20 protein-coding genes and 1 tRNA gene are annotated in these 25171 nt (G+C 55.4%); 15 read left to right on the top strand and 6 right to left on the bottom strand.

What is annotated here, in order from left to right; genetic code table 11:
• Positions 1-86 precede the first annotated feature (86 nt).
• Positions 87-1067 (top strand): biotin--[acetyl-CoA-carboxylase] ligase, encoded by a 981-nt coding sequence (locus GXX57_02930; GenBank protein HHV43610.1) that lies wholly within the window; start codon positions 87-89, stop codon positions 1065-1067.
• A 78-nt stretch (positions 1068-1145) separates the two neighbouring features.
• Complete coding sequence (locus GXX57_02935; protein ID HHV43611.1) at positions 1146-1517, top strand: hypothetical protein; 372 nt, start codon at positions 1146-1148, stop codon at positions 1515-1517.
• Positions 1518-1540: 23 nt separating this feature from the next.
• On the opposite strand, the gene thiI is transcribed toward GXX57_02935, so the two are convergent.
• The 3 genes from thiI to GXX57_02950 all read right to left on the bottom strand — a co-directional run bounded on the left by thiI (position 1541) and on the right by GXX57_02950 (position 4160).
• On the bottom strand, positions 1541-2704 hold the full coding sequence (gene thiI, locus GXX57_02940; GenBank protein HHV43612.1) for a tRNA 4-thiouridine(8) synthase ThiI: 1164 nt from the start codon (positions 2702-2704) through the stop codon (positions 1541-1543).
• A gap of 21 nt (positions 2705-2725) precedes the next feature.
• On the bottom strand, positions 2726-3877 hold the full coding sequence (locus GXX57_02945; protein HHV43613.1) for a cysteine desulfurase: 1152 nt from the start codon (positions 3875-3877) through the stop codon (positions 2726-2728).
• A gap of 118 nt (positions 3878-3995) precedes the next feature.
• Complete coding sequence (locus GXX57_02950) at positions 3996-4160, bottom strand: hypothetical protein (protein HHV43614.1); 165 nt, start codon at positions 4158-4160, stop codon at positions 3996-3998.
• Between the two features lie 184 nt (positions 4161-4344).
• Between GXX57_02950 and GXX57_02955 the strand changes: the two genes are divergently transcribed.
• Complete coding sequence (locus GXX57_02955) at positions 4345-5229, top strand: hypothetical protein (protein HHV43615.1); 885 nt, start codon at positions 4345-4347, stop codon at positions 5227-5229.
• A gap of 210 nt (positions 5230-5439) precedes the next feature.
• Here GXX57_02955 and alr read toward each other — a convergent pair whose 3' ends face one another.
• Both alr and GXX57_02965 read right to left on the bottom strand, forming a co-directional pair.
• Positions 5440-6615 (bottom strand): alanine racemase, encoded by a 1176-nt coding sequence (gene alr / locus GXX57_02960; protein HHV43616.1) that lies wholly within the window; start codon positions 6613-6615, stop codon positions 5440-5442.
• A complete protein-coding gene (locus GXX57_02965) occupies positions 6615-7694 on the bottom strand; it encodes a peptidoglycan bridge formation glycyltransferase FemA/FemB family protein (protein ID HHV43617.1) in 1080 nt (359 codons plus the stop codon). Before GXX57_02965 ends, alr begins: the two co-directional genes overlap by 1 nt.
• A 147-nt stretch (positions 7695-7841) precedes the next feature.
• Between GXX57_02965 and GXX57_02970 the strand changes: the two genes are divergently transcribed.
• The 7 genes from GXX57_02970 (at position 7842) to GXX57_03000 (ending at position 18531) form a co-directional block, all read left to right on the top strand.
• On the top strand, positions 7842-8966 hold the full coding sequence (locus GXX57_02970) for a D-alanyl-D-alanine carboxypeptidase (protein ID HHV43618.1): 1125 nt from the start codon (positions 7842-7844) through the stop codon (positions 8964-8966).
• A gap of 15 nt (positions 8967-8981) precedes the next feature.
• Positions 8982-10934: a PASTA domain-containing protein gene (locus GXX57_02975; GenBank protein ID HHV43619.1), complete on the top strand. Its 1953-nt coding sequence runs from the start codon at positions 8982-8984 to the stop codon at positions 10932-10934.
• 337 nt (positions 10935-11271) lie between these two features.
• Positions 11272-11832, top strand: coding sequence for a hypothetical protein (locus GXX57_02980; GenBank protein HHV43620.1), 561 nt, complete (start codon positions 11272-11274; stop codon positions 11830-11832).
• Positions 11833-11910: 78 nt separating this feature from the next.
• Entirely contained in the window at positions 11911-13182 is a 1272-nt protein-coding gene (locus tag GXX57_02985) for a sugar ABC transporter substrate-binding protein (GenBank protein HHV43621.1), read from the top strand.
• An 81-nt stretch (positions 13183-13263) separates the two neighbouring features.
• On the top strand, positions 13264-14655 hold the full coding sequence (locus GXX57_02990; GenBank protein HHV43622.1) for a hypothetical protein: 1392 nt from the start codon (positions 13264-13266) through the stop codon (positions 14653-14655).
• Positions 14656-14680: 25 nt separating this feature from the next.
• Positions 14681-16765 carry a hypothetical protein gene (locus tag GXX57_02995; protein ID HHV43623.1) on the top strand — a complete coding sequence of 695 codons (2085 nt, stop codon included), beginning with the start codon at positions 14681-14683 and terminating at the stop codon, positions 16763-16765.
• A gap of 146 nt (positions 16766-16911) precedes the next feature.
• Entirely contained in the window at positions 16912-18531 is a 1620-nt protein-coding gene (locus GXX57_03000) for a Na/Pi cotransporter family protein (GenBank protein ID HHV43624.1), read from the top strand.
• A 34-nt stretch (positions 18532-18565) separates the two neighbouring features.
• Here the strand turns inward: GXX57_03000 and GXX57_03005 are convergent.
• Positions 18566-18637: transfer RNA gene (locus tag GXX57_03005), tRNA-Gly, on the bottom strand.
• Between the two features lie 330 nt (positions 18638-18967).
• Here GXX57_03005 and GXX57_03010 point away from each other — a divergent pair.
• The 5 genes from GXX57_03010 to radA all read left to right on the top strand — a co-directional run bounded on the left by GXX57_03010 (position 18968) and on the right by radA (position 25155).
• Complete coding sequence (locus GXX57_03010) at positions 18968-19432, top strand: CtsR family transcriptional regulator (protein ID HHV43625.1); 465 nt, start codon at positions 18968-18970, stop codon at positions 19430-19432.
• Positions 19433-19458: 26 nt separating this feature from the next.
• A complete protein-coding gene (locus GXX57_03015) occupies positions 19459-19968 on the top strand; it encodes a hypothetical protein (protein HHV43626.1) in 510 nt (169 codons plus the stop codon).
• A 4-nt stretch (positions 19969-19972) separates the two neighbouring features.
• Positions 19973-21046, top strand: coding sequence for a protein arginine kinase (locus GXX57_03020; GenBank protein HHV43627.1), 1074 nt, complete (start codon positions 19973-19975; stop codon positions 21044-21046).
• Positions 21047-21064: 18 nt separating this feature from the next.
• Positions 21065-23521, top strand: a complete 2457-nt coding sequence (locus GXX57_03025) for an ATP-dependent Clp protease ATP-binding subunit (GenBank protein HHV43628.1) — start codon at positions 21065-21067, stop codon at positions 23519-23521.
• A gap of 275 nt (positions 23522-23796) precedes the next feature.
• Positions 23797-25155 carry a DNA repair protein RadA gene (gene radA, locus GXX57_03030; GenBank protein HHV43629.1) on the top strand — a complete coding sequence of 453 codons (1359 nt, stop codon included), beginning with the start codon at positions 23797-23799 and terminating at the stop codon, positions 25153-25155.
• The last annotated feature ends 16 nt before the right edge of the window (positions 25156-25171 follow it).

Genomic DNA, 25171 nt, shown 5'->3' on the forward strand with positions numbered 1-25171 from the left:
AGGTAGGTGGGTCCTTGATGTCTAAAAATAATTATAATACAAAAAAACGAATCCTGCAAAATACATTGCTCCATGGGAGTGACCATATGAAGGAAAGACTGTTGGAGTACCTGGAGGCCCAGGAGGGCGGCTACGTTAGTGGCGCCGCTCTTTGTGACCAGCTGGGTATCACCCGCAGTGCCATTTGGAAATGGGTTGAGCAGCTGCGTAAAGATGGTTACAAGATAGAGGCTGTATCTAGCCGAGGTTACCGCCTCGTGGAAAAACCCGATCGGTTGTATCCTTGGGAGGTGGGCCGGGGACTGGGGACGGAGATCATCGGTACCCGGTTCCACTATGAACCGGTCCTCGATTCTACCAATACCAAATGTAAGAAATTGGCCCGGGATGGTGCCCCGGAAGGCCTGGTGGTGTTGACGGAAGAGCAACGGGCAGGGAGGGGGCGGCGGGGCAGGAACTGGGTCTCTCCTCCCTATCTGGGGATTTACTGTTCTGTGTTGCTAAGACCCCAAATCCCCCTGCAGCAAGTAGCCCAAATGTCTTTGATGACCGCGGTGGCCCTCCAGGCAGAAATCGAGGGCAGTACCATCAAGTGGCCCAATGATCTTTTGATTGGAGACCGAAAGCTTGGTGGGATCCTGGTGGAGGTCGATGCGGAGCCGGATTTGGTGAAAGCGGTCATTGTGGGCTTTGGTATCAATGTCAACCAGGAACAGGACCAACTGCTGCTGGACTTACAAAAAACAGCCACTAGCTTACGCATCAGTCACCAAAGATCCTTTGCCCGCGTAGCCCTTTTGCAGCGGTTGCTGTTGAGTCTGGAAAGAACATACAAAGGCTTTCTAAGCGAGGGTTTCGGTCCCATTCTGCAACGATGCAAGGCGGTTTGTTCCACTCTCAAGCGGGAAGTGGTGGTCTATAAACCCGGTGGCGACATCCTGCAGGGAACGGCCCTGGATATCGCCGCGGATGGGGCCCTCGTTGTCCAGAGCACCACCGGCGGACTTGTGCCTGTATACGCGGGTGAGGTGAGTGTGCGCACCCAGAATCAGGCCTTTCTGGAATAAGAAGTCATACTTGAGAATTATAGGAAATTATCTTATTATAGTAAGGAGAGCATTAAGAGTTTCCTTGGGGGATAGGCTATGGATTCAGTTCGTTATGTGAAGATTACCTCGAAACGACAATTCACCATTCCGAAGGACTTCCACGAGGCTTTGGGATTTGGTGTCAATGCCTGTTGTTACATCGAAGGTGGTCGGCTGATCATTGAGCCCGTGAGGACTGCCAGTGCCTATCGCGGGATCATCGAAGACTTGATCAGGGAGCTAGAGGCCGAAGGTTACTCTGGGGATCAGCTACTTAAGAAGCTAGAAGAGCGGAAGCGGATGGTCGATGAAGCCTTCGTGGAAGCCCTCGCCGAGACCAAGGACCAAGCCGCCGCGGCCAAAGCGGAAGCGGAATCCGAGGAGATTCTCACCCCTTGGGACGAAGATGAATTTGATATCGAACTGTAACTACCTTGAAGAGCGCGGCCTCTTCAAGGTATATCAATCAACTCCAAGGTGTCCACGCATTGGTCGATGAGCCCTGCCCAGTCTACTCCTGCCTCGGCCTTTTCCGCGTCTAGAATGCTGGGTTTTGTGCTGGGATGCTTGGGTACAAAGACGGTACAGCAGTCCTCATAGGGGAGGATGGAGATGTTGTAGGTCCCGATTTCCTGGGCTTTGGTGATGATCTCATGCTTATCATAGGTGACCAAAGGACGGATAATCTGCATCGGAATTGCCGAACCAATGGTGTGCATGCTCTCTAGGGTTTGACTGGCCACCTGTCCAATGCTTTCACCGGTGATGAGTACTAGGGCTTTGATCCTTTCCGCCAGGCGATGGGCGATCCGCATCATCATGCGTCGCATGATAGTCACCCGCAGGGCCGGAGGACAATGGACGTGGATGGCCTTCTGGATTTCAGTGAAGTGGGCGATCCACAGCCGCATCCCGTGGTTATAGGGTGCGAGGGCATTGGCCAGTTGGACCACCTTTTCCTTGGACTGTTCCCCGGTGAAGGGGAAACTATGAAAATGGAGAGCCTCCACCTTCACACCCCTTTTCATGGCCAGCCAGCCGGCCACGGGACTGTCGATGCCGCCGGACAGAAGCAACAATCCCTTGCCCGTGACTCCTACGGGCAGCCCGCCAGGGCCCGGGAAGCTTTCCAGGAATAAGTACGTGGATTTCTCCCGCACCTCGATGCTGAGCCGCAGTTGCGGTTCTGTCAAATTGACTTTTAACCCTTCCACCTTGGGGAGAATATGGGCGGATACTTCCCTGTTGATCTCCATGGAGTTCAAAGGAAAGGATTTATTTGACCGGCGCGTATCTACTCGGAAGGTGGTGCCGGGGACAGGATTCTGCCTTTGTACCAGCTCCAGACCCGAGGCTTTGATTTGTTCCAGATCGTTTTCCGTTTGAAAGACTGGGCTGATGGAGACGATGCCGAAGACGTCTTGTAATCGGCGGATCGCGGTATTGATTTGGCTCAAGCCGCTGACGAAAATCCGCCCGTAGGTTTTGTGTACCTGCACATTACCCAAATCGGCCAGCCTGGAGCGGATATTGCCCACCAACCGATCTTCAAAAAACCGGCGGTTGTTCCCCTTCAGACTAATCTCACCATAACGGACCATAATTAGTTCTTCCATGTTCCAGTCTCCTCTGCAAAATCATACGAAATGTACCAGTTCCGCTAGGGTTTCTTTAATGATCCTGACGGCCCGGGGGATCTCTTCTTCGGTGTTGAGTCGGCCCAGGCTGATCCGACAGGAGCCAGCGATGGCTTCATCGCTGAAGCCCATAGCCCGCAGCACGTGACTTCCCTGGGCTTTGCGGGAGCTACAGGCTGCTCCGGTGCCGATGTACAATCCCTTGGCTTCCAGATGGTGAAGAAGCATTTCCCCGGGAAATCCCAGAAAGGACACGTTGAGAATATGGGGTACCGAACACTCCAGGGGTGTATTAATCTGGCAACCAGCAATGTCCTTCAGCTCTTCCACTAAGCGATTGCGCATCCGAAGAATCCGCTGGGAGCTTACGGCGAGATCCTCTATCGCCAACTTCACGGCCAAGCCCAGGGCATGGATCCCTGGGACATTCTCCGTGCCGGAACGCAGCTGTCCCTCCTGACCGCCACCGTGGAAGAGGGGGATTAAGTTGAGATCCTGCTTGATCTTTGCGGCCCCTACCCCCTTTGGTCCATGGATTTTGTGACCGCTGACGGTGAGCAAATCGATCCCTGGAGCCAATTCATTCAAGGGGAGTTTGCCTAGGGCTTGTACCGCATCCACGTGTAGCAAGGGGCGGGGCGTGGCCTGCTCAAGAAGCCGACAAATGTCCCCGATAGGCTGGATGGCCCCCGTCTCGTTATTGACCCACATAATGCTGACTAAGATTGTCTCGGGGGTGAGGGCCTTCGCTAACTGCTCCACGTTGACGATACCGGACTGATCCACATCTAGATAGGTAACCTCAAATCCCACCGTCTCCAGGTATTTGCAAGTTTCCAGCACCGAGGCGTGTTCTATTTTCGTGGTGATCACGTGCTGTCCCAACCGGCGGCGGGCCCAAGCGGCCCCCTTGATACACAGATTATTGGCCTCGGTACCCCCGGAGGTGAAGAAGATCTCTTCGGCGGAGCAAGCCAAGGCTAAAGCCAAGCTGCGTCTGGCTTCATTGATAAGGGAGTTGGCCTTGGTGCCGAGGCGATGGGGAGAAGAGGGGTTTCCATAGTATTCTTCCAAGCAGGAGACCACCGCATCCCTGATGGGAGGGATGACTTTCGTGGTGGCGCTGTTGTCAAAATAGATTATATCGTTCAAAATGGTCAAGCTCCTCCAGACTCCATAGGTTGCGCGTTGGTTCTATTATGCTCATTCCTTCTTTATTCTACCAAGCATCTGGATCTGGAGCAAGCTGGAAGGAACCCAGGGCGCTGGATTACCCGGTTTGCATTTCCAGCTCCCTTAGGGCACGCTTGTAGGCCTGTTCGAGGACCCGCAGGCCCCTCTCTTTGAAGCGCCCATCTTGATTGGGATCTTCTTGGATCGCTTTCATGGCCTGTTGAAACATAAGTAGGCGAGATTGTTGTTTGTCCAGTTTCACGACCGAACCCTCCCGCAATTACTGGTCACTAGCTAGTATGTGCAGTTTAGGGGGGAATTATACATAAATGGCAGAAAAAAAGGGTGCTGCATATATTAATACTGCCCGGGATGTATAGAAATCTTTTTGATGGGAGATTCTGTTCTTGCGGGAGTAACTGTATTTACTGGAATGGAGGGTGTATATGAGTGTCGAATTAGAAAGCCGTGCCAATCGGAACTATACCGAGGCGGAGGACGCGCTAATCTTAGAATCCTGGTGGAATCTGAAACAAAGGGATGAACTGGTGCGGCGTCTGGGTAGGAGCAAAGCCGCGGTGGCCCAGCGTTTTTATGCCCTACTTAAGGAGTATCAGATTGATCCTAAGATATATAGAAAACAGATGAAACAGAGCAAAAATCGGCGGGAAGTGCTATCTCAGCTTTTGGGCAAGCCCCTACCGGAGTTCACCTGGACCAATGAACTGGAGATGAATCTTTGGCGGTGGGCCAAACAGGGATTGGATTGGGAGACTATCAGCAGCCGACTGCCAGGAACCACGGCCCAAATGTGCCAGGAGCGTTATGAGGAGCTCATGAAGGAACATGCACCGGAGGCTGGCCTCCCGGCGGTACAAGAAGAATACAGTAGTGAGGATTTAATCACCGCCCTGAAGGAATTTCCCAGCCGGGCCTTTGCCCTTGATCAACGGATCAAAGTGTTAGAAGCAGAAATGGCCACCTTGCAAGGTAGTGTCACGGAATTGTTGGGGGAGTTTACCCGGGGGTTGACCAATGTCTGTAATCTGTTTCAGAACCGCGGGCGGGTGCTGAATGAGCTGGAGCGTCTGAAGGAAGAGAATCAGCGGCTGCGGGAGAAAGTGATGGCCCTGGAGGCGAAGCACAACGAAGAAAAGCAGGAGTTGCGCCGGGTCTACAGCGAGATCGACTTTTGGCTGGGTGAGTTTATGCAGCTGAGAAAGCCCGAGAAGGTGGCTAGCCTCGGTGAGATCATGCCGCGGCTTAAGGCATCCTATGAACGCTTTGGAGCCCTCCTGGATATGCAAGAGGAGCGGGCCATGGGATATTAGACTCCTCCCATGGGATGATACAGGCCGGGAAGACGCCTCCCGGCCTGTACATTCATAGCCACACCCTCCAGCCCTAAACCTTTTCCTAAAGCCTCAGGTTCTTTCCCACCGTCTTCGGCTCTGTTGATAATGGATGACTCCCCTTTCATCAAAAGACGCTTCCTAAGATATCTTGGGAACCCCTTACGGGGAAACGGGTGTTCTTTGGCATTAGGCCAGGGGTTCGGTGGTATAAAAATGGCCGTTTTTGTGGATTACCCCGTAGATCCGATACGCGATTTCCGCACAAAGGACCTTGCCCCCTTCGATGAAGAGACGAGGTATATGGGGAGGGATGGAGGTGAACCGCTGATAGATGGCCACTGGTTCCTGGATTTGCGCGGATACCCCAGGGGGAATCCGGATGGTGGCCATGCCCATGGACGTCCGGCCCAGGAAGTGTGTGGGTTGTCCCTGGATGCGCACTAGTTGTCTTTCTTTGTGCAGGAGCTTCCGGCCCAGGGCCCCGAGGGAACTTTGAATATCCCCCGGCGGATCCAGCAAGAGTCCATCTCCATAGCCCAAAGGGATGGTGCCGATCTGCAGTGGGGCTGGCGCCCGGTAGGTGCTACCGTAGCCGAGGGTTTCGCCTTTGGCCAGCTCCTTCACTAAGACAAGATAGGTCTTTAGACACCAGGCCGTCTCCGTGGGTAAAGGGGCACACTGGCCGTAGAGGGCGTTGCCGAGGCGGCAAAGGTCTAACCTGCTTTCCGGCACTAGCACCGCGGCGGCACTGTTGGCCGCGTGGACCCAGGTGAAGGTGAAGCCATGTTTGTCTAATTCCTCTACCGTCTTCAAGAAGCGGTCCAGCTGCCTTTTGGTTTGGGGGATGTTATGACTGGTGGGGAAGTGGGTGTAAATCCCTTCCCAAAGCAGACGCCTTTTCCTATCCAGGGCGCTCACCTGGCGGAGGAAAGCCAAGGCCTCCTCGGGTTTAATGCCACTTCGCCCCATGCCGATATCGATCTTTAGATGCACCCGGATCTTCCTTTTGTACTTCTCCCCTGCCCGAACTAGGGCCTCGGCCATGGGCAGGGTGCACAAAGTTTGGGTAAGGTCATACAAGGCCACCTGCTCCCCTTGGAAAGGGAAGCCGGGATGGAAGATGAGAATGGGACCGCGGATGCCACGACGCCGCAAGGTCCGGGCCTCTTCCAGGCTGTTTACTGCCAGGCCCCGGGCACCTAGGCGGAGAAAGAGCCGACTGGTTTGCACTAACCCGTGGCCATAGGCGTTGTTTTTCACCACGGCAAAGAAATCCGTTGGTATAGCCCTTCTTACCTTGCTGAGGTTTTCTTTGAGTTTACCCGTATCGATTTCCACCCAAACCGGGGGTAAAGGATCCATTAGCCACGACTCCCTAGAAGTTTCAGTTTTTCTTGGAGGGGGCCTTTAAGGAGGATCATTTGCCTTAGCAAGGGTTCACCTTTGTTATATAAACTCCAAAGAAGTTTGTTGTAGGGCAGATCCAGCTCCCCGATGTATTCCACCAAGGTGGGGTTAAACCCCTCCTTGAACCGATACAGCCCATACAAGGGATGGTTGGGATCTAAATTGCCGCTTACCCCGCGAAAATCATAAACCTGGCACCCCCGTTGCTTGGCGTAGCGGATCATGGCCCACTGGATGGCGTAGTTGGGCTGCAGGTTCCTAAGCTCGTTGCTCGAGGCGCCGTATAGATACCAGGCTTGGCTGCCAAAGACAAACAAGAGTGTGGCGGACAGTAATTGCCCTTGGTAGTAGGCCAAGAATAGCCGGGCCATGTTCCGGGGGACAAACAGATCCCACATCCGGGAAAAGTAACCGTAGTTGCGCACGGCAAATCCGTCCCGCTGGCAGGTTTCCAGAAGTAACGAATAGAATTTGGACAGATCCCTTTTGTCCGCGGAGCAGCGGACTTGGACTCCCTTCCGCTGGGCATAGCGGATGTTGTAACGGGTTTTGGACTTCATCTCCGCCAAAAGCTGTTCTTCGCTCTTGTCGATATTCAAGCGGAAGACGAATTTGGGCTGGACGTTCTCGAAGGCCTTGCCCTTGTTCACCGAGCGAAAACCGGCCTTGAGCAGATGTTTGTGGAACTGGAGGTTTTCCTTGGGGATGGGCGGATCGATCTTGAGGAAGATGGCCCGGTGTTCTTTGGCAATGGGGCGGATTTCCCCGAGCAGTGGTTCCAGATGCTTTGGATCCGCCAGGACGGGTCCGTGGGGTGCGTAGAAAAAACTCCGGCCCAAGGGGATCCCTCGTTTGAGAATGGAGACGGCCCCAAGGATCTCGTCCTTGTCCTCCAAGATTAAGCGCAGAGGTTCCCATCCGGTATAGGCCTTCAATTCACCCCACTCGTAGGATTGTAGAAAACTACCCTGTTGCCTTGCCAGAAAGCCATTAAACAGATCCCGCTCATTGTTATGTATTAGCCGCAGGTGCATGCCGTCGCCCCCCTTGTGCTAATCAGTTTATGCAGTAACCGTGGGGATGTTCATCGGCATAAAGCTACGTCCTGGGCAATATATTTTACAAAAAACATTAGCAGGTGATGCGGGGTGGCAAAAGAGGGACGTGCGGTTGTTTGGTGGGTGAGTTTGCTTTCGGTCTTGTCATTGCTTTCCGGTGTGACCTGCGCCGAGGAACTCCGCCTTGCCGCAGAGGCGGTGGCCTTGGTGGATGGGCAGACCGGCGTACTACTTTACGGTAAAAACGCCTTTACCCGGCGGTCCATTGCCAGCCTCACCAAAGTGATGACCATCTTTCTGACCGCAGAAAACATCCAAGCGGGGAAGATCAAAATGGATGACGTGGTGGTGGCGGACGCCAAGGCCCAGTCCCTGGAGGGGACGGAACTGAAGGTGAAGCAGGGCCAGTCCTTCACTGTGGAAGAGCTTCTTTATGCTGCCGCCCTGATTTCCGCCAACGACGCTGCATATATGCTGGCGGTGCACCAAGCGGGTTCCGAGGCTGCCTTTGCCCAGCAGATGACGCAGCGAGCCAGGGAACTGGGCCTGGAGGATACCAACTTCACCGATGCCACGGGTCTTAACCCCAGCTGGGAAGGAAACTACTCCACCGCCTATGACTTGGCCCAACTCTTTCGGGTGGCCATCCAAAATCCCATCTTCGCCCGGGTGGTGGGCACCGCCCGGTACCGAATCAATTCTCTGGGTCTGGAGATTACCAACTCCAATCCCCTCCTCGGGGAGTATCCGGGGAATGAGGGGGGGAAGACCGGTTTCACCACCCCCGCGGGGCACAGCCTCGTTACCTCGGCCACCATTGAGGGCTGGAGGCTGGTGGCGGTAGTCCTGGGAGGACCAAACCGGGAGGCCCGGCAGCAAGATACCAAAGAGCTTCTGAATTATGGGTTTGAAAACCTCCAGTTGGTGATCCGCAAAGGAGAAGTGGTGGGGACCGGTCCCCTTTCTGGTGGAGCCCGCAGCAAAGTGCAGCTGGTGGCCGGATCCGACTTCAAGGCCCATGTCCCACCAGGCTATGACGGACCACCCTTGGAAAGAAGGTTGGAGCTGGATTCCCCACCACCGGAGGCCCCCGTGGACCCGGGCCAGCCCTTCGGCCGCCTTGTCTTTTACCGGGGGGAGGAAGAAGTGGGTTCCATCCCTGCGGTGGCTAAGCACGGGGTAGGGACGGCAAACGTGGTGACTAGAGTAATCAGTTGGTTTTTGGGCCTTTTCGGCCGCAGACCCTAGCGGGGAGGATTAGCCTTGTATTACGATGCCCTGTTGGTCAGCAGAAAACGAATTCTGTGGCTCTTTTGTGCTGTGGCTGTGTTCTTCGTGGTGGTGGTGCTGCGCCTGTTTTATGTGCAGGTTTTGCAGTACCAGTTCCTCCAGGGACAGGGACTGAAACAACGATTACGACCCATTCCTGTGGATGCAAAGCGGGGGACCATCTATGACCGTAACGGCTATGTATTGGCCACCACGATTAGTGCCTCGTCGGTCTACGCTATCCCAGTGGAGATCACAGAACCGGAGAAGACTGCTCAGCTGTTGGCGGAAGTGCTGGACTTGGACTATGACTTTGTCTTGAAGCGGGTCACGGCCAACAGTGCCGCCGAGTGGATCAAAAAGCGGGTCACCGATGCGGAGGTGACCCTGGTGCGGAGTTTAGATCTGCCGGGCATTGGCATCGTGGAAAATCCCGTGCGGTATTACCCCGATGGGACCATTGCCCCCCAGGTATTGGGGATCGTGGGCATCGATAACCAGGGCCTGGAGGGAATCGAGTTCCAGTACGACGCGATCTTGCGGGGGCGTCCGGGGGCTGTGTTGGTGGAACGGGATTCCATGGGCCGGGAGATTCCGCACGGTGTCCACACCTATGTTAAACCGGTGGACGGCTATGATATTTACCTGACCATCGATCGGAACATCCAACTGATGGCCCAAAGGGAGATTGCCCGGGTTACCCAGGAAACCGGCTCGAAGCAGGGGTTGATCCTCGTGATGGATCCTGGAACCGGGGAGATCCTGGCTACGGCCATTTATCCCTCTTTTGACGCGGCCAACTATGCGGACTATCCGGACAAATACCGGCGGAATGTGGCCATCACCGACAATTACGAGCCCGGTTCCACCTTCAAGGCGGTTACCGCCGCGGCGGCCTTAGACGCAGGGATCACCACCCTCCAAACCCGCTATTTCGACCCCGGTTTTATCCGCGTTTCCGGGTGGACGATCAAATGTTGGCACAGCGCCGGACACGGCTCCCAAAACTTCATTGAGACCCTGGAAAACTCCTGTAACCCCGTGTATGCCCGCCTGGGCATGGAATTGGCGGAACTGAAGGAAGGACGCGGTTTTTATGAATACATCCGTGACTTTGGTTTCGGTGAGCCCTTGGGCGTAGACTTTCCCGGTGAGGCGGTGGGGATTTTGTATCCCCCCAGTCCCGATGTGCCCGCGGTCACCTGGGCCAACATCGGTTTTGGGCAGAGTATCAGCGTGACCCCCCTGCAGCTGTTGAATGCCATGAATGCCATCGCCAATGGCGGTAACCTGATGCGACCCTACTATGTAATGAGGATCGTGGATAAGGACGGGAATGTCATCGAGGAGAGGGAACCGGAGGTCATTCGTCAGCCGGTCTCGCGGGAGGCCGCGGAGCAAGCGGCCCTGATGCTCCGTTCCACTGTGGCCAATGGCACCGCCAGCGGTGCCGACATCCCTGGCTACCGGGTGGGGGGCAAGACGGGTACAGCCCAGGTGGCCGAAGGGGGAGTGTACAGCCGCTCCAAGGTGATTGCCTCCTTCTTTGGGATCGCACCGATGGATGATCCCCAATTTGCGGCCCTTATTGTCCTTTGGGAGCCTACCGGTGCTTACTACGGCGGTGTGATTGCGGCACCGGCCTTTGGAATCTTCGCCCTGCCGATGCTGCGGTACTTGAACGTGGAACAGCGGCTGGAGGATAACGGTGAGGAAAGAACGGTGCAAGTGCCAAAGGTTGTCGGGCTACCATTGGCGGAGGCGGAACGATTGATCACCCAACAGGGACTGACCTACGGAATCATGGGGATCGGACCCGTGGTTACCTATCAGACTCCCTTACCCAACGTCTATGTGGCCCAAGGGGCTAAGGTCATCCTCTACACAGATCCCACCGAGCTGTTGGAAACGGGTCTGGTGGTACGGGATGGGCCTACACTCCATTGAGCACCGTCCCGTTCTCAATTTGGTCCCCTGGGGGCTCTAGTTGGGGTTTACTACCGTTAAGAACCATCATCTCTTGGGAACGATGAAACAAAATTCCGCAAAAAATTAGGTGCCAGAAACGCGTTTGCCTAGCAGGGATGTGCTATATTTCCATAAGAATTAATATATAAGTCCAGGAGATGTATACAAGTGGTATGCAGGACTGATTACTGTGTCTTGATAGTTTTGGCCTGTGGGCCGCTGAGCACATACTTCTTTCGGGAGGTGGTAGATAAAGGAGGAAGCCCGATAGTCTTACCAAGGAACGATTAACAGATTCAAATCAGGAGGAGAAGCGATGCGAAGGCTCTTTGTTCCAATTCTGATTGTGCTGGCAATCGTGAGTGTATCAGTGTGTGGTTTTGCCAAGGAAGTGGACCTGTTTACCCTGCTGACCGGGGACTGGGAAGCCCTTCCCCACTGGATTTCTGCAAACTGTACCGCGGCCACGGACTATGTTGTGGACCTGGTGCCCGCCCCCGAAGAGGTCTCCCCCTGGGGGATGGCCTGGCGGTTCCAGGTAAACCAGCCCAATACGGCGATGAAGTGGAGTACCCCCGTATCTCTGCTCACCGGGGAAACCCCCTATTTGGTGGTGACCTACCGGGCGGTGGGGATTGACACGGCGGATTCCGGTGTCGCCGGTGACGATTGGTTCGTATTCTTTTACGGTGCCGAGTTTTCACCGATGATCGGCTTTCTGTATGAGCTGGAGTCCGACGGTGAATGGCATACCATCGTGTTCTCTGTGCCAGAGATTACCATGTGGTACCTAGACTTCCACGTCAAAGCTGCCGATGTGGAGGAGGCTTTTATCGAGATTGCGGATCTCCGTTTGGTATCCGAGATCGAAGAGTAAGGCACGAATCTACCAAAGGGCACGTTTTGCCCTTTGCAGCTCAATCCAACCAAAATCCATGATGGAGGTTAGAAAGCGATGTCAAATTGGAAGTTTAAGGTTCTTGTTCTGGTTGTCTTGGCGATGATTCTGTTGCCGTTGGTTGGCACTGCAAAGACTATCCTGCGGGTGCAAGACTGGAAGATTAACGAAACGGAAGATACCAGACGCTGGTACGAGGAGGCAAAGCGGCTCTTTGAGGAAAGGTATCCCGATGTAGAGATCCAGTATGATGGGATTGGTTTTGGGAACGAATACGTGGAGAAACTCTACATCACCACCGCCACCGATACCGCCCCGGATGTGGCCTTTGTTTCGGTGGCCTGGGCCCGGGATCTCTTTGAGGCCGGCGCTTTGCTGCCCTTGAACGACTACGTCGCGAAGTCGCCTCACGTGGCGCCGGATCAATTCATTCCCACCACCCAAATCTACAACCAGAAGGACGGCATCATCTACGGGATTACCTTTGCTTTGGATGCAGACTTCATCGTTTACAACATGAACCATTTCGATGAGATGGGTCTGAGCACCGATCCATACGCCATGGCAACCTGGGAGGATTTCATCAACTTTGGTCGGAAACTGATGGTGTATGACGCCAATGGCAATCCCACCCGTTACGGTTTTGACTTCCTCCCCGGTACTACCGCATTTAGTGCGTTCCTGGATTCCAACGGTGGCAGCTTCTACAATTCCGACTTCACCGGGCTCAATATTGATACTCCCCAGGGGCAGGAAGTCTTGCAGCTGTTCTACGACATCCGCCTAGAGTACGGCTTTGCGTCGGATAGCTATACCGCTGCTTGTAACTTCTTGGCCAATACCGCGTCCATGGGGATGGGTGGAATCTACCACTCCTACTGGGCGCCCCATTACGTGCCGGGCATTCGGTTGGGCTTCACCACTGTTCCGGTGGGTCCCTCGGGAGACAAGCGGGGTGCGGTGGTGTACGGTAATATGTATTCCATCAGCTCCGCCAGCAAGAACCCGGATCTGGCCTGGAAGTTCATCGAGTTCATGACAAGCCTTGAGGCTGCGGAGCTGCATTACCGGATCACTGGTACCGTGCAGTCCCCGCGGTTGGACTTCTATCAGAGTGATCTGTGGGTGTCCACCATCCACGAGGCCCAGTGGCGGCAGATGATCCCCTACATCGGTATGACCACTGGTATCTGGCCCTTCGTAGGCTACGACCGCATCAACCAGGTATGGGGTCCCTTGATCTCGGATCCTCTGTCCGGCAAGGCACCTTTGAGCACCAATGCCCTCAGCGAGGTGCAGCGGCTGGTTAACCAGTACCTTGCCCAGTAACAAGGGACCTTTGGTCCATAAACGTAGATGGGATGGTCGCGGACCGTCCCATCTTTCTTTACGTCCGGTAGGAGGGATCCTATGGCTAGAAGACATGTAAGGTGGTTGGTTCTATTCATGTTACTGTTTTCCAGTATTGCCTTAGCGCAAGAAACCAGTGAAGTTGTCCCCAGTATCTATTTGGATCAAAGCAGGGAGTTCCTCTTTCGGGTGTCCTGGGATTGGCCCCGGGGTCTGCGGAGCCAATACCGAGTGACGGTGGGCGAGCAGACCTTGTCTTTGGAGCTTTTGGCCGATTACGATATCCTCATCCTCCCCGCCTCCTCCGGGACGGTGGAATATTCACCAGAGGAGATCGAGGCCATCAAGGACTACTTGGAGGCGGGGGGTGGCGTGTTGCTCTGCAATCCTGGATACACCCCCAGTACCCCGGCCACTAAGCTGTTGATGAACTTGGGCCTTCTCACCTTGCGGTTTAGCATTAACAAAGCCACCGGCGAACTGCGCACCCCCGCGGGGGAACCCCTAGGAGTAGAAGCCTGGGGCGGAAACACCATTAACATCCTGGCCAACCGTATGCCCGAAGGCTTTTCGGTGGGGGTCGTGGATGCCCAGGATCGTCCGGTCTTGCTCACCGGAACCCTTGGCCAGGGGCGGTTTGCTATGGTCAGTGATGATGCGGTGCTTTTCATCAACAACGGTCGGGAGCTTACTCCTGGGGGAGTGGAGCTTTTGCAGTGGCTGGGGGAAAACCGCATCGGGAAAAACCAAGGTTACGTGGCCCAGCGTCTGTATCCGGAATTGACCCTGACCCATGGGGAGATCACAGTCCATTACTCCCAGGTGCTTAAGGACTATGTAGAGCTCATCATCGAACATGCCGACGAGATTTTCGAGTTTCTTGAGGACTACCATGGTCATGCCCTTTCACAGATGCGGGTGGTCCTTCTGGCCTGTGCCGGCAGTGGCTATGCTGCCGGAGGCGAAGTGGGAATCGGCGTCTTGGGAGAGCGGGCCAATGTGATCGAAGTAATGGGTCATGAATTGACCCATGAATGGGTGCGGCCGGCTATTCTACCCTCCACCATGAACGAAGCCTGGGCAATTATCATGGGGCTGCGGGTAACAAACCTGGTGGGGTTTGCGGAGCACTATGAGGAGGAAATGGCCCGATTGAAGAACGCGTACGAGAACGCCAAGACGTTGGGGGTCAACATGGACCTGCGTCTGACGAAGGAAGAAACGGGGGATCATTGGTTCGGTTTCATCGGCAAAGTGTTGCAGCTGGTGGAAACTGCGGAAGCCATGTACGGTGACCATTTCTCCCGGGATTTCTTCACTTTGGCCATCCAACGGATCCAAGAGGGTAAAGCCCACAGTCCCTTGACTATTCGGGATATTGCCAATGTGGCCGGAGAGGTCCTGAATATGGATCCGGAAGTGATTTACGAGAGGTTGCAGGGCGGGCATTAGGCCCTGCGAAACGGGGGTTTGAGTTGTGCGCACCATTGTTAGTGTTTTGCTGATCTTCTTGATTGCTTTTACTGCCCTACCGGTAGCCGCGGCTAGCATCCGCCGTCCGACAGTCTACATCGATCAGAGCAGAGAGTTTCTATTCCGCTTGTCCTGGGATCTAGCCCGGATGCTGCGGGAGCGGTATGTGGTCACCGTGGGCGAGTGCACTCTGACGCCAGAGGTTTTGGCTCCCTATGATGTCCTGATTCTCCCCGTCTCCCGCCAGGTGGGGTATACGGCCCAGGAGTTAGTGGCCATTGAGGACTTTCTAAAGCGGGGGGGCGGCGTACTGGTGTTGGACTTTTCCCGTTCCGTCAGTGAACCGGCCCACCAGATCTTGGCCCATTTGCAGGTACCCCTGCGGGGTGGCAGTACGGCCGCAGTGGGGGAACTGACCAGTGGGGCCCAAGGACCCTTGGGGGTTACTGCCACGGGCAAGACCATCAATATCTTGGGGTCTGGCTTTGAGGTGACCGTCACCGACCGGAATCAGCGGCCGGTGCTGGTGGAAGGTGGCTTTGGGGCCGGGCGGTTAGCGGTGGCTGGAGACGAAGGGATCCTGCTTACCAATGACTACTCTAAGCTTACCGCCGGGGCCTTGGAACTGGTGGAGCGGTTAGCGGGAAATCTGTCGGGAGAGCCCCGGGATGTTATCCCGGACAGGTTGTACCCGGAGCATACCCTCCAGCACGGCACCATCACCCTCTATTACTCCCAGGTCCTCGCGCAGTACGTGGAATTCTTGGTGGAACATGCCGATGAGGCCTTTGATTTTATCGGCAAACTCCACGGTCATGAGCTGCCCGCGGGATTACGGGTGGTACTGTTGGCCTGCGCTGGTAGTGGTTATTCTGCCCATGGCGAAGTGGGGATCGGGGTTTTAGGGGAAGCAGCTAATGTGATCGACGTCTTCGGCCATGAATTGACCCATGAGTGGGTCTGGCCTGCGAAGATGCCGTCTTCCATCGAAGAGGGTTGGGCCTCCCTGGCCGGGGCCCGGCTATGCGCGTATCTGGGTTTCGACGATTACGCCCAAAGGCAGCAGGCGAGCTATGCCAATGCCTTCGAGCGGACCAAGGCGGAGTTGGGACACCTTGATCTGCTCACCGGCCACCAGACCGAAGGGGTGCATTGGGCCGGGCACATGGGCAAGACCATGTACCTGGTGAAAAGGGCAGAAGAACTCTATGGACCCACCTTCACCCCGGACTTCTTCACCCTGGCTATTGAGCGGATCCAGCGGGGTGAGGCTAGCAGTCCGCTGACCATCGAAGATATTGCCCGGATCGCTGGTACTCTGCTTCAGATGGATCCGGAACTGGTCTACGATCACCTACGGGGTGCTGCCTACATTGAGGTAAGCTCTCCTAAGGCCGGTGCCTATGTGCGGGGGGATTTGCCCTTGGAAGTTCGGATTCCCCAGGGAAAGGACCACCGGGTCCGGGTGACCCTCAACGATCAAGAGCTTTACGTGGGACCCTGGGAGCCTTTGGTGATTGATACCACGGTCTTCCCCGATGGGGAGTACCGGCTTACCCTGGAGCTTTTTGCCCAGGATACCCTGGTGAACCGCCAGACGCTGACCATCTATCTGGACAACTGGCAGCGGGTGGAGGATCATCTCCGGCCGCCGTTGGAGTCCCCCTGGTTTGGGACGGTAAAGCAATCCCGCTACCTGGATTGTACCCCCGGCTGGCGCCATGATACCGATCGGGCCCAGGATTTCTTCGGTGATGCCCACCGCTTGACCTGTGTGGGAGAAGCCCTGGAATCGGTAATCTATGCCGCGGTGGAGGTGCGGGAGTTTGCCGTTACCGTATATGCCAAGGGCGACAGCCTGCAGGGCATCCTCGCGGTGGAGGTCTCCCCGGATCAAGTAGAATGGAGCCCCCTACCCTATGAGGAGGAAGTTGTAGAGGTGGCCGGGGACTGGCGCAAGGTGATCATCAGCGGTAGGGAGCTTCCCAGTGCCGGTACCAGCTTCTTACGGATCACCGTGGATGGCAGCCAGGTGCCGCCAGAAAATGTGGTCCTGGGGTATGTGGAGTATATCGCAAAGGTGGAATAGACCTTAGTACATCAATCGGCACAGCTTTCCAGGCTGTGCCGATTCCACGTTCAGGGGAAAACCTCCAAAGTGGGAACTGTTAAAAGGATCGGGTTTGTGGTATTGTACAAGATGGGAAACTATCATGGTTGAAGGAAGGTTATGTTATGGAGATTGTAATTGGACTTGCCGGTGGGTTGGCCCTGTTTCTCTTTGGTATCGAGCAGATGTCCGAAGGCCTGCAACAAGCAGCCGGTCGTCGGTTGAGTAATGTACTTAGTTTCTTGACGAAAAACACCTTTGTCGGCGTGTTGTCAGGTCTTATCCTTACCATGTTGATCCAAAGCAGCAGTGCTACTACGGTGATGCTGGTGGGCTTTGTGAAGGCGGGATTGATGACTTTACAACAGACCATCGGTCCTATCCTTGGGGCTAACATCGGTACCACCATTACGGTCCAGATGGTCTCCCTTAAACTGACAGATCTGGCTTTGCCCGCTGTGGCCCTTGGTTTTGTGTTGTACTTTGGTGGCAAGTCTAGACGGTGGAAACTAATCGGGGAGAGCATCCTTGGGTTTGGTCTTCTTTTCCATGGGATGGAGCTGATGTCCACCAGTCTTGAGCCCCTACGGAATAGTGCTGTATTTGCCGACATCATCGCTCAGTTTGCCCAGCATCCCATGCTGGGGGTCTTGATAGGGATTATCGGTACTGCCATCGTGCAAAGTAGTAGTGCTTTTACCGCAGTGGTGCTGGCTTTGGCCATGCAGGACTTGGTTACCCTGGAGTCCGGTGTTGCGTTGGTGTTGGGAAGCAATATTGGCACCTGTGTCACCACGTTGTTGGCTTCCATTGGAGGCGGCGTGACTGCTTTGCGGGTGGCGGTGGCCCACCTTTTATTTAATACCGTGGGCGTTGTTCTTTTCCTCCTTATCTTCAACCCCTTTACTTCTCTGGTCAGCCTGACCTCTCCAGTGGTGGCGCGGCAGCTGGCCAACGCGCATACCCTCTTTAACGTGGCCAATACCTTGTTGTTCCTGCCCTTTGTTGGGGTTTTTGTGAAGTTTTTGGAGCGCATCATTCCCGGCGAAGACGAGATCGTGGAACGGCGTGTCAAATACCTGGATGTCAGTGCCCTGAAGTATCCCCGGGTTTCCTTGGAACTGGCTGCTAAGGAGATCAACCGGATGGCGACTTATACCGAGGCGATGCTGTCCGGGGCCCGAAAAGCCTTTCTAGAGGGGAACCGCGACTCCATCTACAAGGTGCAGCAGAGTGAGGATCTGGTGGACATGCTCCAAGAGGAGATTCTGGAGTACATGTCTAGTTTGTTGACGAGCAATATAAACCTTTCCGATGTGGAGTCGGAGCGGGCTACCGGTTTAATGATGGTAGTCAATGACATTGAACGAATTGCAGACCATGCCAACAATATTGCGGAATTTGCCCAGGTGATGATGGATGATGAATTGAAGTTCTCCGAAGAGGCCACCGCTCAACTTACGAAGATGTTTGACCTAGTGCAGGAGATGGTACGGCTTAGTGTGCAGGTCTTGGCCAATCAGGACAAGGAAGCCGCGCAGAAAATCTGGGATATTGAACGACTGGTGGACGAGATGGAGGAAGAGATGCGCCAGGGCCATATGAAACGGATGTACGAAGGAGTCTGCATCCCCCGGGCGGGGATTGTCTATGTGGAGATGGTGACGAACCTGGAGCGGATTGGCGACCACACTACAAACATTGCGGATATGGTCCTCACGGACCAATTGCCCGCTTCCAAGTAGCCAATCACGCCCCCGTTTGGGGGCTTTTTTTTATTGGAGCGGGCGAGAGGACTTGCACCTCTACCTTCCGGTGGGACCGGACGTCATACTCTTTGACCACGCCCGCTCGGTGTCTTTAGCATAATTCTATGCGGTGACTGGGATAATATGCCGAAGGGATCTGGATACTATACCTTAGACGGCGATTTGGGGACTAATTTGCAGAAAGTGGGACCTAAGTCCCCAAAAACCATAGGTATCGGCCATGAATGGCAAATTACACCTATTGCGCTCCCGAAGGATTGTGCTACAATAAGGGCGAAAGGTCAAGAAAGGTCAAAGATGTGGAAAGGGCCTCGTAAAGCAGGTTAGACGATGACGAGTCTCCCGGGTCTTTGACCTTGCTTGACATTGTGAAAGGGAGGTAGCAACTCGTTCTAGGAAAGGATGTGTTGGGATGACCTTAGCCGATCTGATTGAGCAGTATATCAAAAAACTGCTGGTCAGCACGGCCACCGATATGGTAATCATTCGGCGCCAAGAGCTTGCGCAGATGTTTGACTGCGTACCCTCCCAGATAAATTACGTGCTGCAAACCCGTTTTACCCCGGAAAAGGGGTACATCGTGGAAAGTAGGCGGGGCGGTGGCGGATATATCCGCATCGTCCGCATGGAAGCTCCTAGCCGGGGCGAGGTGATCAGGAACCTGATCTTGAACATCCGCCCCCCCATGGAGCAGCGGGAAGTGGAGGAGGTCTTGGAACAGCTGGTTGACTTGGATGTGTTGGAGGAACGGACGGCAGCGTGGTTAAGAACCTTGATCAGGCACGAGTGTAATGAGTACAACCCCGAAATCGCAGACTATGTGAGGGCGTCATTGCTTAAGGTGACCTTGCTGATGAAGTTAGGAGAGAACTCCTAGGGAGGCACGGAAGGGAGTATTCAATGATGCTTTGCGAAAAATGCAACAAGCGCATGGCGACGGTACACCTGACGAAGATTATTAATAATAAGAAAAGTGAGATGCATCTGTGTCAAGAATGTGCCAAGGAATCGGGTGAATTCGAGTTTACTTTCCAACCGTCCTTCGGTTTTCAAAACCTGATTAGCGATCTATTTGAACCGGGTCCCTTCACCGTGGGGATCGGTGAACGAAACCGCTGTTCAGTATGCGGCATGAGTCTTGCGGACTTCAAGCAGACGGGTCGGTTAGGCTGTGGACATTGCTATGAGGTCTATGCCCAGCAGTTGCTGCCCATCTTGCACCGGGTCCAAAAGGGCCAGGAGCACATTGGCAAGGTGCCCCACCGGGCTGGGGAGCACCTTAAGGATAAGCGCCGGATGGAAAGGCTCAGGGCCCAACTCCAGGAGGCCATTGCCAAGGAGGAATACGAGCGGGCCGCGGAGATCCGGGACGAACTGCGCAGGTTGGAGCGGCAGATGGGGATAGGAGGTTAGGACCATGGGTTTGGAGGATTTGCTGCGGAACAATATGAGTTATTGGATGCGGGGAAAGGGACCGGCCAACGATATCGTTTTGGCCAGTCGGATTCGTTTGGCCCGGAACCTAGATGGGATTCCGTTTCCGTCGGTGGCCTCCGATGACGAACTGAACCGGGTGCTAAAGCAGGTGCAGGCGGTGGCCAAAAACAGCCGGGACCTGGGGGAGTATCGCTGGATTGCCCTTTCGGAGACTTCCCCGCTGCAGCGGCAATTGTTGGTGGAACGGCATTTGATTAGCCCCAACCACTGTGAGAACGTCCGGTACAAGGCCGTGGTCCTGCGGAATGACGAAGCGGTGAGCATCATGGTCAACGAGGAGGACCACCTGCGGTTACAGGTGATCTATCCTGGATTGCAGTTGAAGGCCGCTTGGGAACTGTGTAATGAGGTTGACGATTACTACGAATCCCGGTTGGATTACGCCTTCTCCGACCAGGTGGGCTATTTGACCTGTTGCCCCACCAACGTGGGAACCGGGTTGCGGGCCTCGGTAATGGTGCATTTGCCGGCCCTGGCTATTGGGAACCAGATCCAGGGTGTGTTGTCCACTATCTCCCAGTTCGGGGTAACGGTCCGGGGCTTATATGGAGAAGGTACCGAGTCCGCAGGGAATATTTATCAGATCTCGAATCGGGTGACCTTAGGTGTTACCGAAGAAGATATCATGCAGCATTTGGACAATATCACCAGGCAGGTACTGGAGCAGGAACGGAGTGCGAGGGAACAGCTTTTGAAAAAGTCGAAGCTGCAGCTGGAGGACCTGGTCTACCGGGCCCTGGGGACCTTGGCCCACGCGCGGATTTTGAGTACCAGTGAGACCTTGGAATTGCTAAGCAGCCTGCGTTTGGGTATTGATTTGGAACTGGTACAGAACTTCGATCCGGCGGTATTGCAGGAATTGTTGGTGAGTATTCGGCCGGCCCACCTGCAGGAGCTGATGGGCCGGGATATGGACGCCCATGAGCGGGATGCCTACCGTGCCGCTTTGGTACGGGAGCGCATAAGAGCAGGCGGACAAAAGGACAATAACTAGGGAGGAAGGTGACGGCAAATGTTCAGCAGGTTTACGGAACGGGCACAGAGGACTATCATCTTTTCCCAGGAAGAAGCCCGCAGACTCGGGCACAACGTGGTGGGAACTGAGCATATCCTTTTGGGTTTAATAAAAGAAGGTGACGGAGTCGCCGCGAAGGCCCTACAGAGTTTGGGCATTCGCTTGGATCAGGTGCAGGAGGAAGTAGAAAGGATCGTCGGCCGGGGCGATGCCAAGCTGACGGGACCCGCGTTGGGGTTCACTCCCCGGGCAAAACGTGTATTGGAACTGTCCCTGGAGGAGGCCCGCCGGTTGGGCCACACCTATGTGGGTACGGAACACATCCTCCTTGGGCTCATCCGGGAGGGTGAGGGTGTGGCCGCCCAGGTACTTAGGAACCTGGGGGCCGATGTGGAAAAGATTCGCTATCAGGTGGTGGAGCTGCTCAATGGCGGAGGCACCACCAGCAAGAAGCCAGGGCGGCAAAGCAAACGGGAGGCCAAAACGCCGACTTTGGATCAGTTTGGTCGGGATCTTACGGAGATGGCGGAGGAAGGCAAACTAGATCCGGTTATCGGCCGGGAAAAAGAGATTGAACGGGTCATGCAGATCCTGAGCCGGCGGACCAAGAACAACCCCTGCTTGATCGGTGAACCGGGGGTGGGTAAGACCGCCATTGCCGAAGGTTTGGCCCAGCGCATCGTCGATGGGGATGTGCCCGAACTGCTGTTGAATAAGCGGGTGGTGACCTTGGATCTGGGTGCCATGGTGGCGGGTTCCAAGTTCCGGGGCGAATTTGAGGAGCGGCTGAAGAAGGTAATCGATGAGATCCGCAACGCGGGTAACGTGATCCTGTTCATCGATGAGTTGCATACCATCGTGGGAGCCGGTGCCGCGGAGGGAGCGATCGATGCTTCTAATATCTTGAAGCCAGCCCTGGCCCGGGGCGAACTGCAGACCATCGGAGCCACCACCCTCGATGAGTACCGCAAGTACGTGGAAAAGGATGCGGCCTTGGAACGTCGGTTCCAACCCATCATGGTGGAAGAGCCTACGGTGGAGGAGACGGTGCAGATCCTGATGGGACTTAGGGATCGCTATGAAGCCCATCACCGGGTGAAGATCACCGATGAGGCCCTGAAGGCGGCGGCCCAGCTTTCCAACCGGTTTGTGGCGGACCGCTACCTGCCGGACAAAGCTATCGATTTGGTGGATGAGGCGGCCTCCAAGGTGCGCTTGAAGGGTCTAGTGGCTCCGCCGGAGCTGAAGCAACTGGAGAAGGAGATCGAGGAGATCTGCCTGGAAAAGGACTCCGCGATTAGAAACGAAGAATTCGAAAAGGCCGCAAAGCTGCGGGACAAAGAGCAAAAGCTGCGGAAGGAATTGGAACAGCGCCATCAGGAATGGAAGAGCAACAGCAACCGGGCCGAGGGTACGGTGACCGCCGAGGATATTGCCGAGGTAGTCAGCAGCTGGACGGGGATCCCGGTGCGCCAGCTGACCCAGGAAGAGACCGAACGGTTGCTGAATCTAGAGGAAGAACTGCACAGGCGAGTGGTGGGCCAGAAAGAAGCGGTGGAGGCGGTTTCCAAGGCCATTCGCCGGGCCTACGCGGGCCTCAAGGACCCAAAGCGGCCTGTGGGCTCCTTCATCTTCCTGGGACCCACGGGGGTCGGTAAGACGGAGCTGGCCCGGGCCTTGGCCGAAGCCCTCTTTGGCGATGAAGACTCTATGATCCGCCTTGATATGAGTGAGTACCAGGAGCGGCACACGGTGGCCCGCCTGGTGGGAGCACCTCCGGGCTATGTGGGATACGAAGAAGGGGGACAGCTGACGGAAAAGGTGCGGCGCCGACCCTATTCGGTGGTCCTTTTGGATGAAATCGAGAAGGCGCACCCCGAGGTCTTCAATATCCTGTTGCAGGTCTTGGAGGATGGTCGCCTGACCGATGCCCAGGGACGCACCGTCAGTTTCCGGAACACGGTGCTGATCATGACCTCTAACGTTGGCGCCAGTGAGCTGGATCAGGATTCGGCCATTGGCTTCCGGGTCAATGTGGACGAAAAGGCGGAGCACGAAGATATGCGGAAGCGGGTCATCGAGTCGTTGCGGCGGACCTTCCGGCCCGAGTTCATCAACCGGATCGATGAGATTATCGTGTTCCACGCCCTGAATAAGGAGCACATCCGGCAGATTGCCGACATTATGCTCCGGGAGACCAGGGAGCAGCTGCGGGAGCAGGATGTGGACATCGTGGTCACCGATGCCGCCAAGGAGGTCCTGATCGAGGAAGGCTTCGATCACAAATATGGTGCGAGACCTTTGCGTCGGGCAATTCAAAGGCTATTGGAAAACCCACTTTCGGACCTCATCCTCGAAGGCAGGTTCAAGGCGGGGGACGTGATTGTGGTGGGCGCAGAGGACAAGAAGTTGGTCTTCAACCGGCAGGAGGAACCTTCGCCGGTGGAGAGATAGTCGAGGGAGGGGGCGACAGTTGCCCCCTCTTTTGTTATGACTTGGAAAGCTTGGTCTTTCCTTGCCTTAGCCCAGTGGCTGGGGGCTAGGAGTCTGGGGGAGTATAGAAGCGAAGACAGAGATAGAATTGTATTAACAATTTTGGAAATAGATGTTCTTAGGCTGGGCAAAGGGCGGCAAATAGGCACTCTTGCTTGCTTGTGTTGAACTGGGGCTAATGATATAATTGACCATAGGAGGGTAGGCAGGGAATACCGATAGGTTGAGGCGTTTGCATGGGTAAAAAAGAGCGTGTCCAATATGTTTGTAAGGCCTGTGGTTATGTGAGCCTAGGTTGGATGGGTCGGTGCAGCAGCTGTGGCCAGTGGGATTCCCTGGTGGAGCAGCGCAGTGAGCCCGAGGGCAAAGAACAGCGTACAGTACCACAGGCGATTCCCATCACTCAGCTAGTCAAGGATTCCCGTCCCAAGCTGTCCTTGGGTATTGAGGAGTTCGATCGGGTGGTGGGCGGCGGTCTCCTGCCAGGCACGGTGGTGCTGGTGGGGGGACAGCCGGGAATCGGCAAGTCTACCCTTTTGTTGCAGGTTGCCGCAACGGTGGCCCAAAGGGGCCCTGTGGTCTATATATCCGGAGAGGAATCCGCAGAGCAAATTCACCACCGGGCCAGACGCCTGGGGGCCACAGTGGATAATCTGTTCTTACTCACCGCCACCGACGTCTTGGGTTATCTAGAACAGTTGATGGAATATCATCCCCGCCTGGTGGTAGTGGATTCCATTCAAACCATGTACCACGCAGAAGCCAGTGGCTATCCCGGCAGTGTTAGCCAAGTGCAAAAATCCGCCGATGCCCTCATTGCCTGGGCGAAGACCTATGAAGTGCCGTTGGTGATCGTAGGTCACATCACCAAAAGCGGGGCCTTGGCGGGGCCAAAGGTGTTGGAGCATGCCGTGGATTGCGTACTGTACTTCGATGGCGAGTCCCACACGGATTACCGCATCCTACGGGCGGTGAAGAATAGATTCGGTCCCACCAACGAGGTGGGGGTTTTTGAAATGAAGCAGGAAGGCCTGAAGGCGGTGCCGAATCCTTCCTGTATTTTTCTGGCCGATCGCCCCCTGGGGGTGGCTGGTTCCGTGGTGGCCCCCAGTATGGAGGGGACCCGCAGCCTGCTGGTGGAAATCCAGGCCCTTGTGGCCCCTGCGCTGTACGGCGGTACCCCCCGCCGCTTGACCACTGGACTTAACTACAACCGAACCTCCATTGTTTTGGCGGTCTTGGAGAAACGCCAGGGTTGTAAACTGGCTAACCATGATGTGTACCTTAATGTGGCTGGGGGACTCCGGGTGGAGGAGCCCGCGATGGATCTGGCCGTGGCAATGGCGGTGGTTTCTAGTCTAAACGACTTGCCGGTGCCCCCGGACCTGGTGATCGTAGGAGAGATCGGCCTTACCGGGGAAGTGCGGCCGGTAGGGCATATGGAACGGCGCTTGCAGGAGTCCCGGGATCTGGGCTTCAAACGTTGTGTGCTTCCCGCGGCAAACTACAGAGACTTGGATCTGGGCGCCTGGGGGATGAAGCTTCACCCCGTGCGAAATGTGAAGGAAGCTTTGCAGGCCGTGTTTAGTGATTAGTTCGGGAGGATGGGGA

Source organism: Bacillota bacterium (genome assembly GCA_012839765.1).
GTDB lineage: Bacteria > Bacillota > Limnochordia > DUMW01 > DUMW01 > DUMW01.

Excerpts from the sequence above, each read along its gene's own strand:
- GXX57_03015 (HHV43626.1), top strand. The coding sequence starts at position 19,459 with ATGCTTTGCGAAAAATGCAACAAGCGCATGGCGACGGTACACCTGACG.
- thiI (HHV43612.1), bottom strand. The coding sequence starts at position 2,704 with ATGGAAGAACTAATTATGGTCCGTTATGGTGAGATTAGTCTGAAGGGG.
- GXX57_03000 (HHV43624.1), top strand. The coding sequence starts at position 16,912 with ATGGAGATTGTAATTGGACTTGCCGGTGGGTTGGCCCTGTTTCTCTTT.
- GXX57_03010 (HHV43625.1), top strand. The coding sequence starts at position 18,968 with ATGACCTTAGCCGATCTGATTGAGCAGTATATCAAAAAACTGCTGGTC.
- GXX57_02990 (HHV43622.1), top strand. The coding sequence starts at position 13,264 with ATGGCTAGAAGACATGTAAGGTGGTTGGTTCTATTCATGTTACTGTTT.
- GXX57_03020 (HHV43627.1), top strand. The coding sequence starts at position 19,973 with ATGGGTTTGGAGGATTTGCTGCGGAACAATATGAGTTATTGGATGCGG.
- GXX57_02980 (HHV43620.1), top strand. The coding sequence starts at position 11,272 with ATGCGAAGGCTCTTTGTTCCAATTCTGATTGTGCTGGCAATCGTGAGT.
- GXX57_02935 (HHV43611.1), top strand. The coding sequence starts at position 1,146 with ATGGATTCAGTTCGTTATGTGAAGATTACCTCGAAACGACAATTCACC.
- GXX57_02985 (HHV43621.1), top strand. The coding sequence starts at position 11,911 with ATGTCAAATTGGAAGTTTAAGGTTCTTGTTCTGGTTGTCTTGGCGATG.
- GXX57_02965 (HHV43617.1), bottom strand. The coding sequence starts at position 7,694 with ATGCACCTGCGGCTAATACATAACAATGAGCGGGATCTGTTTAATGGC.
- alr (HHV43616.1), bottom strand. The coding sequence starts at position 6,615 with ATGGATCCTTTACCCCCGGTTTGGGTGGAAATCGATACGGGTAAACTC.
- GXX57_02955 (HHV43615.1), top strand. The coding sequence starts at position 4,345 with ATGAGTGTCGAATTAGAAAGCCGTGCCAATCGGAACTATACCGAGGCG.
- GXX57_02930 (HHV43610.1), top strand. The coding sequence starts at position 87 with ATGAAGGAAAGACTGTTGGAGTACCTGGAGGCCCAGGAGGGCGGCTAC.
- GXX57_03025 (HHV43628.1), top strand. The coding sequence starts at position 21,065 with ATGTTCAGCAGGTTTACGGAACGGGCACAGAGGACTATCATCTTTTCC.
- radA (HHV43629.1), top strand. The coding sequence starts at position 23,797 with ATGGGTAAAAAAGAGCGTGTCCAATATGTTTGTAAGGCCTGTGGTTAT.